This is a genomic window from Microbacterium xanthum (assembly GCF_034531355.1).
GTDB lineage: Bacteria > Actinomycetota > Actinomycetes > Actinomycetales > Microbacteriaceae > Microbacterium > Microbacterium xanthum.
In genome coordinates this window covers 128303-139783 of the sequence record NZ_JAWHUE010000004.1, presented here as the reverse complement: position 1 = coordinate 139783, position 11481 = coordinate 128303, and the positions used below count along the sequence as shown (strand labels likewise).

9 protein-coding genes are annotated in these 11481 nt (G+C 69.5%); 6 read left to right on the top strand and 3 right to left on the bottom strand.

All coding sequences use genetic code 11. From position 1 onward, the window contains the following. The first annotated feature begins 54 nt into the window (after positions 1–54). The 6 genes from mvk to RZO50_RS12955 are packed head-to-tail and all read left to right on the top strand — an operon-like array spanning position 55 to position 6398. Positions 55–1077, top strand: a complete 1023-nt coding sequence (gene mvk, locus RZO50_RS12980) for a mevalonate kinase (protein ID WP_322600153.1) — start codon at positions 55–57, stop codon at positions 1075–1077. Next, positions 1074–2033: a diphosphomevalonate decarboxylase gene (gene mvaD, locus RZO50_RS12975; protein ID WP_322600152.1), complete on the top strand. Its 960-nt coding sequence runs from the start codon at positions 1074–1076 to the stop codon at positions 2031–2033. Before mvk ends, mvaD begins: the two co-directional genes overlap by 4 nt. Then, positions 2030–3136 (top strand): phosphomevalonate kinase, encoded by a 1107-nt coding sequence (locus RZO50_RS12970; protein WP_322600151.1) that lies wholly within the window; start codon positions 2030–2032, stop codon positions 3134–3136. The genes mvaD and RZO50_RS12970 overlap by 4 nt, the downstream gene beginning before the upstream one ends. Continuing rightward, complete coding sequence (fni, locus tag RZO50_RS12965; protein WP_322600150.1) at positions 3126–4199, top strand: type 2 isopentenyl-diphosphate Delta-isomerase; 1074 nt, start codon at positions 3126–3128, stop codon at positions 4197–4199. Before RZO50_RS12970 ends, fni begins: the two co-directional genes overlap by 11 nt. Then, positions 4189–5238 carry a hydroxymethylglutaryl-CoA reductase gene (locus tag RZO50_RS12960; RefSeq protein ID WP_322600149.1) on the top strand — a complete coding sequence of 350 codons (1050 nt, stop codon included), beginning with the start codon at positions 4189–4191 and terminating at the stop codon, positions 5236–5238. Before fni ends, RZO50_RS12960 begins: the two co-directional genes overlap by 11 nt. Next, positions 5235–6398, top strand: a complete 1164-nt coding sequence (locus RZO50_RS12955) for a hydroxymethylglutaryl-CoA synthase (protein ID WP_322600148.1) — start codon at positions 5235–5237, stop codon at positions 6396–6398. Before RZO50_RS12960 ends, RZO50_RS12955 begins: the two co-directional genes overlap by 4 nt. Positions 6399–6425: 27 nt before the next feature. Here RZO50_RS12955 and RZO50_RS12950 read toward each other — a convergent pair whose 3' ends face one another. From RZO50_RS12950 to nusB, 3 genes are all read right to left on the bottom strand, one after another. Next, entirely contained in the window at positions 6426–7988 is a 1563-nt protein-coding gene (locus tag RZO50_RS12950) for a Rieske 2Fe-2S domain-containing protein (protein ID WP_322600147.1), read from the bottom strand. An 80-nt stretch (positions 7989–8068) separates the two neighbouring features. Beyond that, the gene (locus tag RZO50_RS12945; protein ID WP_322600146.1) at positions 8069–11032 is read right to left on the bottom strand and encodes a DEAD/DEAH box helicase; all 2964 of its coding nucleotides are present in this window, start codon (positions 11030–11032) and stop codon (positions 8069–8071) included. Positions 11033–11064: 32 nt separating this feature from the next. Beyond that, on the bottom strand, positions 11065–11475 hold the full coding sequence (gene nusB / locus RZO50_RS12940; RefSeq protein ID WP_322600145.1) for a transcription antitermination factor NusB: 411 nt from the start codon (positions 11473–11475) through the stop codon (positions 11065–11067). Positions 11476–11481: the final 6 nt, after the last annotated feature.

Below are 11481 nucleotides of genomic sequence, written 5' to 3'. Positions count from 1 at the left end.
GACCGGCGCACCGGTCCGCCCGGGGTACCGACTGTTAGGCTGGAGGTGCCCGCTATGACCCCCAAGATCGACGCGAGCGCCCTCCGCGGGGACGCTCCCACACAGCCCCGCGCGTCGCGTTCCGCCGACGCTCCCGTCGGGGACCCTTCACCGGGGGCCGGAACGGCTCGTGCGACCGGGAAGGTCATCCTGATCGGGGAGCACTCGGTCGTGTACGGGCACCCGGCCATCGCCCTGCCGATCACCTCGATCAGCGCCCGCGCCGAGGTCACGATGACAACCGCGCCGTCGCGGATCGACAGCGAGCTGTTCCACGGCAGCCTCGCCGCCGCGCCGGATCGACTGCTTCCCACTGTCACGGCGGTGCGCGCGGCGATCGCAGCGGTCTCCCCCGACGCCCAGGTGCACGTTCGCATCCTCAGTGACATCCCCTCGGAGCGCGGCGTCGGGTCCAGCGCGGCCGTCGCCGGCGCCGTCGTCAGCGCCGTGTCGCAGGCCCTCGGCCGGGTCCTGACTCCGGATGAGCGATTCGACCTCATCCAGGATGCCGAACGGGCCGCTCACGGTTCACCGAGCGGACTCGACGCGCGCGCGGTGTGCGCGCCTGGACCGATCTGGTTCCAGCAGGGGGCGATCGAGCACATCACCGTCGGTGCGGCGCTCCACCTCGTCGTGGCCGACTCCGGAGTGCGGGGCCGCACCCGCGAGGCCGTGGCGGCTGTGCGGGAAGTGAGACGATCGGCTCCATCGGTCTTCGACGCCGCGGTGTCGTCGCTGTCGGCCCTGACGACGCTCGCCCGCACGCACATCTCCGCGGGAGACCTCGCCGGACTCGGGGCGGCGTTGAATGCCGCGCACCGTCACTTGGGCACCCTCGGCGTCGGTGACCCCGCTCTCGACCACCTCGCCGCGGCGGCTCGCGCGGGCGGATCCCCGGGCGCGAAACTGACCGGTGGAGGGCGCGGCGGATGCGTCCTGGCACTCGCCGACGACCCGGAGCACGCCGCGGAGCTCGTCGCCCGGCTACGCGCGGCGGGCGCTCCCGCTGCCTGGACCACACACATGGAGATCGCATGACCGTCGCGACCGCGCGCGCACACCCCAATATCGCGCTGGTGAAGTACTGGGGCAAAGCCGACGCGGCGTCGAACCTGCCCGCGACGGGCAGCCTGTCGATGACTCTGGACATCTTCCCGACCACGACCACCGTCCGCATCGTCGACCGCGACCACGACCGCGTCGTGTTCAACGGCGCGGAGCGCGAGGGCACCGTCCGCGATCGCGTCGTCCGCTTCCTCGACCACGTCCGTCTCCTCGCGGGTCGCGAGGACCGCGCCGAGGTGATCACCGAGAACACCGTCCCCTCCGCCGCGGGCCTGGCGTCCTCGGCGTCCGGATTCGCCGCACTCGCGCAGGCAGCCTCGACCGCGTACGGCCTTGCGCTCGATGACCGCTCGCTCAGCCGCCTGGCGCGGCGCGGCTCCGGCTCCGCGGCGCGCTCGGTCATCCCGCGCTTCGCGGTGTGGCACGCCGGATCCGACGAACAGTCGTTCGCCGAGCCGGTCCAGGCGCCGCCCATCGAGATGGTCATCGCCACCGTCGACGCACGGGAGAAGGCCGTCTCCAGCCGCGACGCGATGCAACGCACCGCGATGACCTCGCCGTTCTACCCGGCGTGGGTCACCTCGACGGCGCAGACCCTGGAATCGGCGCTCGAGGCCTGCCGCTCCGGTGACCTCGAGCGCCTCGGACGCATCACCGAGACCAACGCCCTGCGCATGCACGCCGCGATCCAGGGCAGCGACCCGTCCATCCGCTACCTCACCCCGAGGAGCTGGGCGATCTTCGATGCCGTCGCGCAGCTGCGCGGCGAGGGCGTCCTCGCCTGGGCCACTGCCGACGCCGGACCGAACGTGTGCGTGATCTCACCGCCCGAGCACACCGCCGCGGTCGCAGAACGCATCGGTGCGCTGGCCGACGTCGTGATCGCACGGCCGGGGCCGGGTGTGCGTCTGCAGGAGACCGACGCGTGACCCCGACGCCGAACGGGTCGCTGGTCGTCCGCGTTCCGGGGAAGCTCTTCATCGCCGGCGAGTATGCGGTGGTCACCCCCGGGGAGCCGGCTGTGCTGGTCGCCGTGGACATGGGAATCACCGTCGCGCTCGATCCCGTGGCGCCCGTCCGCACCGTGCGTTCACGCGGATACCGGACGTTGGAGTGGACGCCGGCAGAGACCGGGATCGTCCCCGCGCATGCGGACCACGACCTCGACTACGTCGTCTCCGCGCTGAGCGTGCTCGAAAGACTGCGCCGCGAACGGGGGATCGCGTCGCGCGTGTTCGCGCTCGACATCGACAGCGGCCTCGACCACGGTTCGGGGCGGAAGTACGGGCTCGGGTCGTCCGCGGCTGTCACCGTCGGTGTCGTGCGCGCAGTGGGCCGCCATCTCGGCCTCGACCTGACGCCGACCGAGGAGTACCGCTTGTCGATGCTCGCCACGCTCGCCGTGGCACCCGATGCCAGCGGCGGCGACGTCGCCGCGAGCACGATGGGCGGCTGGATCCTGTACCGCTCCCCCGATCGACGACGACTTCTCGAGGAGAGTGCCGATGCCGCACTCTCCGCTCTCCTCGGGTCGCGTGCGTGGGATCTGGGTGAACTCACTCCGCTGCCCGCACCTGATGGTCTCGAACTGGTCGTCGGCTGGACCGGCCATCCCGCGTCGACACGGTCACTCGTCTCGGCCGTTCAGTCCGCGGTGATCTCGGGCGCGGTGGACCACGAGCGGTTCCTGGATGAGTCACGCCACGCCGTGTCGATGCTCCGTGATGCCCTCTGTGCCGCAGAGGGGCGGGAGGCCCAGGACGCCCTTCGGCAGGCGCGCGCTGTCCTCCGCGAACTCGGCCGGCAGAGCGGCGTCGAGATCGAGACGGCCGCACTGGGCCGAATGTGCGACATCATCGAAGGGCGGGGCGGTGCGGCGAAGCCTTCCGGCGCCGGCGGCGGTGACTGCGGAGTCGCCCTCGTCGATGCGGACGGTGACCGCGCGTCCCTCGAGGACGACTGGCGCGCGCACGGAATCCATCCGCTGCCGCTGGCGGTCTGGCAGCGAGAAGGGGACGATCGTGTCGGGTGATCGCAAAGACGACCATGTCCGGCTGGCGGCCGCGCAACAGACAGCGGGTCCGCGAAGGAACGGCTTCGACGACGTCGCCTTCGTCCACCATGCCCTGGACGGCATCGATGCGGACCGGGTGTCGCTGGACACTGACGTCGCGGGGTCCCGGTGGCGCCTGCCCTTCTACATCAACGCCATGACCGGCGGCAGCGACATGACGGGGGCGGTGAACCGAGACCTTGCGATCGCAGCGCGCGAGACCGGGGTGGCCATCGCTTCCGGATCGGTGAGCATCGCTCTCGGGGACCCGTCCGTCGCCCCCACCTTCCGTGTGCTCCGAGATGAGAACCCCGACGGCTACGTCATGGCCAACCTCGGCATCGAGCGCAGCGCCGATGACGCGCGGCGCGCGGTCGACCTCCTCGACGCCGACGCGCTGCAAGTTCACGTCAATGCCGTGCAGGAGACGGTGATGCCCGAGGGCAGCCGCTCCTTCTCGAGCTGGCCCGCCTCCCTCGAAGCGATCGTGTCCGCGGTGGACGTACCCGTCATCGTCAAAGAGGTCGGATTCGGACTCAGCGCACGGACCCTGCGACGCCTCGCCGACATGGGCGTGGCGAACGCTGATGTGTCCGGCAACGGCGGGACCGACTTCGTGCGGGTCGAGAACGAACGCCGTCCGCATCGGGACTACGCCTACCTCGAGGGGTGGGGCCAGTCGGCCGTGGCCTGCTTGCTGGAGGCGCCCGAAGGCGCACCCGACCTTCTCGCTTCCGGCGGGGTGCGCTCACCCCTGGACATCGCCCGCGCACTCGCCCTCGGTGCGCGCGCTGTGGGGGTTTCGGGCTCATTCCTCTCGGTCGTCCTCGAAGGCGGCGCGGAAGCGTTGCGCGACCGGATCGCGGACTGGACCACGCACCTCACCTCGCTCCTTGCCCTGCTCGGAGCCGAAGACCTCGCGGCCCTCCGGACCACCGACGTCGTCGTCGGCGGCCCCACCGCGCAGTTCTGCGCCGTACGAGGCGTCGACGTGTCGACGCTCGCGCAGCGCACCCTCGGAAGGAGCAGCAATGTCCGATGACCTCGTCACCCCCGTACCGACCCGCTGGGTCGGACCGCTGAAACTCACCGGTGACGTCACGGGCGAACAGAGCGTGCCGCTGGCCACCTACGAATCGCCTCTGTGGCCCTCGGTCGGGCGTGGCGCTCGCATCTCGCGCCTGGTCGAGGACGGCATCCGCATCTCCGTCGTCGACGAGCGGATGACGCGCTCGAGCCTGTTCGTCGCGCCGTCCGCCGCGGCGGCTGTCGCCGCGTCGCGCGGACTCGCCGCCCGCTTCGACGATCTCTGCGCGGTCGTGGCCGCGCAGAGTCGACACGCGCGACTCATCGACATCGACACGGAGATCGTCGGTCACCTGCTCTTCGTCCGATTCGCCCTCAAGACCGGGGACGCATCGGGGCACAACATGGTGACGCTCGCGGCGCAATCGCTGATGGAGACGATCCTCGCCTGGCATCCCGACTTGTCCTACGGCTCGATCTCGGGAAACTACTGCTCCGACAAGAAGGCGACCGCCGTCAACGGACTTCTCGGTCGCGGCCGCAGCGTCGTGGCGGAGATCCTCATCCCCGAGGCGCTCGTGGCAGATCAGTTGCGCACCTCCGCGTCGCGCATGGTCGAACTCAACACCCGGAAGAACCTGGTCGGATCGACCATCGCCGGCGCGCTGCGCTCGGCCAACGCGCACTACGCCAACATGCTGCTGGCGTTCTATCTGGCGACCGGGCAGGACGCGGCGAACATCGTCGAGGGGTCACAGGGCATCACCTACGCCGAGGAACGTCCCGAGGGTGCGCTGCTGTTCTCCTGCACGCTTCCCAACCTCATCGTGGGTACCGTCGGCAACGGCAAGGACCTTCCCGGCGTCGATGCTGCGCTCGAGCGACTCGGCTGCCGAGGTCTGGAGGAATCCGGCGCCGGTGCCCGCCGCCTGGCGGGACTGATCGCCGCGACCGTGCTGTGCGGAGAGCTGTCTCTGCTGGCCGCTCAGACCAATCCGGGAGAATTGATGCAATCGCATGTGCTCATGGAGCGCCGCGCAGGAGGCAAGGCATGAACAACCCACCCGTCATCGGAATTCACGACCTCGCGGTCGCCACGGGCGCGCGTGTGCTCGATCTTGCCGACCTGGCGCATGCCACCGGGGTCGAACCGGCGAAGTTCCACAAGGGTCTGGGGCAGGACCACATGAGCGTGCCCGCACCGGACGAGGACATCGTCACCATGGGTGCGGATGCCGCCGCACCCATCCTCGAGCGTCATGGCACGGACGGCATCCGGACCCTGCTGTTCGCCACCGAGTCGGGTGTCGACCAGTCCAAGGCCGCGGGGGTCTTCGCCCATCGCCTCCTCGGTCTGCCGTCGGCATGCCGTGTCGTCGAACTCAAGCAGGCCTGTTACGGCGGAACCGCCGCTCTTCAGATGGCGATGGGGATCGTCGCCCGCGACCCCCGCGAACGGGTCCTGATCATCACCAGCGACGTCGCACGGTACGGCATCGACACGGCCGCCGAGCCCACGCAAGGAGCCGGCGCCGTCGCGATGCTCGTCGCCGCCGACCCGGATCTTCTGGAGATCCCGGGGCCTACCGGGGTCTGGACCGCCGACATCGACGACTTCTGGCGTCCCAACGACAGTGACGTGGCCATGGTCGAGGGCAAACTCTCGATCGATGCCTACCTCGACGCCTTCACCGGCGCGTGGGACGACTACCGTGCACAAGGCGGCGTGGACATCTCGGAGATCGACCGATTCTGCCACCACCAGCCGTTCACGCGGATGGCGGAGAAGGCGCATCGTCGGCTCGGCGAGCACACCGGTGTGGATCTCGGCCTCGAGTCGTTCCTGCCCTCGACCCGCTACAACCGACGGATCGGCAACAGCTACACCGCGTCGTTGTTCTTCGCGCTCGCGGCCGTCCTCGACGCCGATGAAGACCTCACGGGCGCACGCATCGGGCTGTTCAGCTATGGATCCGGCGCCGTGGGCGAATTCTTCACCGCCGTGGTCCAGCCGGGGTATCGCGAGCTGATGCGGCGTGATCGCACCGAGAAGCTGCTCGACGCACGTGTTCCGATCTCGGTCGAGGACTACCGTGCACTGCACCGCAGCGTCCCGCGCGACACCACCGCCGACCTCACCGTGGCGCCCGAATCACCCGGTGGGTTCCACTTCGCCGGCATCGCCGGACGAGCGCGACGCTACACGCGAGACTGAGTGTCTCGGACGCCCCCGCTGCCCCCGCTACGCGGCGGGGGCGTCCTCGTCCTCTTCGGCCCGGCTCGACCGGATCGGGTGGCCCTGCGTCGTCAGGCAGCGACCCGACGCGAGGTCCCACTTCCAGTCGTGCAACGAGCACGTCAGGACCCCGTCTTCGATCTTCCCCGTCTTCGTGAGGTCCGCACGGAGGTGGGGGCATCGACGCTGCACCACCCAGTCACCCAGCTGGACGTCTTCGGTCTGGTCCGATTGCTCCGCGTACCAGTTCTCGACGTACTCGATTCGGTCACGCGACAGGCACTTCAGGAATGTGGTGAGGAACTCGTTGAACTTGCCACTGCGACCGACCTCGAACTGCATCGAGAGGAAGATCGAGTTCGACCAGTCGATCTCATGGTCGGCGATGTTGGTGGAGACCAGGTCGGCCGGGATCGTGTACCAGTACACGCACTCCTCCCCCGCGTACTCCCGCACCTTCGCCTTGGGGAAGTCGACCACCATGTCCAGCTCGCCGATGCGGAAGCGCACGTTGCCGCCGACGCCGTTTCGGATCGTCCGGGCACGCCGGAGCAACGGTTCCCACCACGCCTTGAGAGCCGCGAGCATCTCGTCGGGGGGAAGCACATCGGCGCGCGAGGCCTCCTCCGCCCGGATCTCGTCCTGTCGCGAATCGCGCTGCTCGGCGAGGTAGGCCCATTTGTCGTCGAAGATCCGATCGATCTCGGCCTCGGTGTACAGCGTCTGCGTCACCGAGAGATCGCCGTCGACGATCTCCACGACCGTGCCGGGGACGAACTCGTACCCCTTCTGCTCGGGACGTTCCTTCTTCATGTGTTGCAGGAATTGGCGCTGGTCGGTGAAGATCGAGTCGCCGTCGAGCCCCGTGCCGTTGTAGCGGAACAGCTCCTCGCGCAGGAACATCGGCGGACCCGCCATCGGAAAGACATGGGGCGCGTCGACCTTCTCGATGTAGTACATCGCGCGCTTGTTCTGCGCGTCCCGTTTGAGGGCGGCGAAATTCTGCTTCGACGCCTGCGGCAGGTCGTAGACCATCGGCCACCAGATCGCTCCCGAGACCTGGGTGAAGTACGCCTCCGGCTTCGAGAACGCCATCAGCCTCTCGAGGTCGAGAGGGTGCGAATCGTTCTGGTTCAGGATGCTGGCCGTGCCGTCGGCGACCGAGAGCGAGGAGTCGCCGATCGGTCCGTCCGAGGGCGCACGCAGCGGAGTGATCATGATCTTCAGGTCACCGTACTCCAGCACCTCGCCGGCGCGCGTGTGCACGATGTTCTGGTACCCGAGGCGGCGAATGTCGACCTCGAGGTCGTCCGTGGGATACTCCGGCAGCAGAACGCGGATGTCTTTCGGGACGAAGCGTTCGAGCAGCGATGGATCGAAGTGGTCCCGATGCCGGTGCGAGATGTAGAGGAAATCCGCCGCGCCGAACCGCTGCCAGTCCAGGCCACGGTTGTCGGGGAAAGGGAACCACGAACCGTAGAAGCTCGGGCCGATGACGGGGTCGCAGAGGATGCTGCCGCCGGCCGTCTCGATGAACATCCCGGCGTGGCCGAGGCCCGTGATCCGCATGACTTCCTCCTGTGTCCGAACGCCCTCGATTCTACGGCTCCCCGACCTGGAGACCGCCGTACGCGCCCCGGGCGGGACGATCACTCCGTCACGAGTGCGCGGATGTCCTCGGCGTCCAGGGCACGAGCGAAGAGATCGTCGTCGTCGAGCACAGCACCGAACAGCCGTGCCTTGCGCTGCTGCAGCGCCCTGACCTTCTCCTCGATCGTCCCGGCTGCGATGAGGCGGTACACCATGACCTGACGGGTCTGTCCGATCCGGTGGACGCGATCGATCGCCTGCGCTTCGGCCGCCGGGTTCCACCACGGGTCCAGCAGCACCACCACGTCGGCGTCGGTCAGATTGAGCCCGAAGCCGCCTGCCTTGAGGCTGATGAGGAAGACGGGGTCGCCGCCGTCGCGGAATTCCTCCACCACGCGACCCCGTCCGGTCGTTGAGCCGTCGAGGCGCGTGAAGGTCAGGCCCGCCGAGCGCAGCGCGACCCCGGCGAGGTCCAGGAAGGACGTGAACTGGCTGAACACCAGTGCGCGGCGCCCCTCGGCGACGACCTCCGACAGCTGGGTGACCATCGCCTCCAGCTTGGCGGACTGCCCGGGGGCCGCGGGATCGACCAGGCGCGGCGCCAGGCTCAGCATCCGCAGCAAGGTCAACGACCGGAAGACGATGAATCGATGTCGATCCAGGTCGTCGAGGAGACCGAGGATCTTCTGACGCTCCCTCTGGAGTGTCAGATCGTAGATCGCACGGTGCTCGGGCGAGAGTTCGATCCGGATCACCTGCTCCTGCCGGTCGGGCAGGTCACCGGCGACCTGAGCCTTGGTCCGCCGCAGCAGAAGGGGCCTCACCCGGCGACGAAGCCGCTCGAGCCGTGCCGTGCGGAAAGCGCCCCCTTCGGCGTTCTCGGGTACTTTGCCCTTCTCGATCGGTCCGATGTACTCCTCGCGGAAGCGCCGCGCCGACGGGAACAACCCCGGGGAGGTGAGCGAGAGCAGCGCCTGCAGTTCCGAGAGGCTGTTCTCCAACGGTGTTCCGCTGAGCGCGAAGAGCACCTCTGCGCGCAGCCGGGCCGCCGCGCGGTGGATGCGCGTGGCGGGGTTCTTTACGAACTGCGCCTCGTCGAGCACGACCCATCCCCACTCGCGGGCGGCGAAGGCGTCCTCATCGAGGCGAAGGACCGTGTAGGAGGTCACGACGAGGTCGACGTCGTCGTGGGCGCCGAGACCGCCGACGGCGGCGACCACCGCGACCCGCAGGTCCGGGACGAAGCGCGCAGCCTCCTCCACCCATGTCGACAGCACGCTCGTCGGCGCCACCACCAGCGACGGGCCTGCGGCCCCCCGTGCGCGACGCACTCCGAGCGCCGCGAGCACCTGGAGGGTCTTTCCGAGCCCCATGTCGTCGGCGAGGATGCCACCGAGGCGATGATCGGCGAGGAACACCAGCCACGACATCCCCTGCCGCTGGTACGGCCGCAGCGACGCGCGAACCTCGCGCGGCACCGGGACCTCCGGCACCCTGTCGGTGTCACGCAGGGTGCGCGCCGCCGCCCTCCAGGACGACGCCGCCTCCGACTCGTGGGCGAGGTCCTCGAAGTCGCTCCACAACGCGAGCTGATGACGGCTGATCCGGGGGCCGGCGTCCCACTCGTCGAGGCCGAGCGACTCGTCGATGAGTTCGCGCAGCCTGTCCAATGACGGGTGGCGGAGGGAGAAATACGCGCCGTCGGCGAGCATCATCTTGCTGCGTCCCCGCGCGAGCGCGGTGAACAGCGACGTGAACGGGATACGCCGGCCGTCGACCGTCACCTGGATGCCGAGGTCGAACCAGTCCGGATCGCTGGACTCGACGGTGCTGATGCGGATGCGCGGGTCTCCGCGCAGCTCACGGTGACGACGCGCGTCACCGTCGATCTCGACGCGAACCCCATCGATGTCCTCCAGTGCCGGCAGCAGCGCCGTCGTGAACTCCGCCGCGGCGACGCCCCGGAAGACCACGTGGGCGGCGAGGGGCTCGTCCGTGACATGCCGCCACGCGTCGTGCACACGGTCGAGCACCTCGGCCGCGACACTCTCGTCATCCGGTGAGGAATCGCCTTCCGAGCGACCGAAGGGCTGCGCCGGAACACCCGGCGCCGTCCAATCGCACCGGACGACGACGCGGTCGAGCTCCCTCGCGTCCACGCGCAGTCGGAGCGACGGTGGGGCGGTCGGCGGCAGATCGACCCCCGCACCGGTGCGCACGGCGAGGCGGCGGGCCAGGGCCGGGGCGTACTCCTGCAGGAACTCCCCCGCATCGTGCGCAGGGATCGCAAGTGCGCCACCCTCCGCCAGCATGCGCCGGGACACCTCGTCCAGGGCGGCGGGGGCCAGCACGACCGCGGGGTGATCGTCGACGACGTGGAACGCGTACACCCCGGACCGGCCGACGGGACGCACCCGCTCCGGGGCGAACCGCTCGTCGTCGATCTCGACGTCCGCGAACACCCGAAGACCGCCGTCCGCCTCCCGCTCGATTCGCAGGGCGGAACCGGCCCGGGATGCCAGTGCCACCGCACGGGACGCCCGAGTGCCGACGAGGGGGATGCCGAGCGCACCCGCTTCGGCCAGGTGGGGCCACAGCAGAGAGGACTCGATGCTGTCGAGGACGAGCCACTCCCCCAGATCGGAATACGTCGACAGCGCGCGCACCTCCCGCGCGATCCCGTGCAGCTCAGCGAACCAGCGAGCGTGGGCCGCGACCCACGGACCCCCAGGGCGACGCAACGCGTCCCACCCGACATCGCCCTGGATCCACGACCCCGTACTCGCCCCCGGCACAGCCGGCCGCAACCCGACCACGACGTCTCTCGGTCGTCGCAGCACTGAGCCCGCCGTCGCGGGTTCGAGGCGCATCGGCCCCCAGTGGCTGGATCTGGTGCGTTGGCGGAGGTCGACGAACAGCGCCAACGGAGTCCCGGCTGTCGCCGTGCGCCGACTCGAGAGCACGTCCCGCCAGTGGGCAGCGGTCCCCTCGCGTCCACGCGCTTCGCCGGGTGTCCTCGACATGGGACCATCCTGCCCGGGGGCGACGACAGCGCTCAGACCGAGCGGGCCACGCGTGCCAGGATCCCGTGCACGAACGAGCCGGAGTCGTCTGTGGAGTATTCCTTGGCCAGTTCCACCGCCTCATCGATGGCCACCGCGGTGGGGACCTCGTCGTTGAAGACGATCTCCCACACGCCGATCCGCAACAGCGCTCGGTCGACGGCGGGCATACGGGCCAGCGACCAGTCGCGGGCGTGGGTGGTGATCTGCTCGTCGATCTCGTCGCGGTTGTCGATGATGCCGTCGACGATGTCGCGGGCGTACAGCCACGAGGATTCCCTCGCAGGCTCGTTCGCGGCCCGCCGCGCCTCCACGGCGAGCATCGCGGGCAGCTCGTCGCCGCGGACATCGCTCTGGAACAGGATGTCCAGGGCGCGTTTGCGGGCTTTGGTGCGGGCGCTCATCCGACG

What these genes read in the sequence shown, in the direction of transcription:
- RZO50_RS12950 (WP_322600147.1), bottom strand. Translation starts at nt 7,988, where the DNA reads ATGCGGATCACGGGCCTCGGCCACGCCGGGATGTTCATCGAGACGGCC.
- RZO50_RS12945 (WP_322600146.1), bottom strand. Translation starts at nt 11,032, where the DNA reads ATGTCGAGGACACCCGGCGAAGCGCGTGGACGCGAGGGGACCGCTGCC.
- mvk (WP_322600153.1), top strand. Translation starts at nt 55, where the DNA reads ATGACCCCCAAGATCGACGCGAGCGCCCTCCGCGGGGACGCTCCCACA.
- RZO50_RS12955 (WP_322600148.1), top strand. Translation starts at nt 5,235, where the DNA reads ATGAACAACCCACCCGTCATCGGAATTCACGACCTCGCGGTCGCCACG.
- mvaD (WP_322600152.1), top strand. Translation starts at nt 1,074, where the DNA reads ATGACCGTCGCGACCGCGCGCGCACACCCCAATATCGCGCTGGTGAAG.
- nusB (WP_322600145.1), bottom strand. Translation starts at nt 11,475, where the DNA reads ATGAGCGCCCGCACCAAAGCCCGCAAACGCGCCCTGGACATCCTGTTC.
- RZO50_RS12960 (WP_322600149.1), top strand. Translation starts at nt 4,189, where the DNA reads ATGTCCGATGACCTCGTCACCCCCGTACCGACCCGCTGGGTCGGACCG.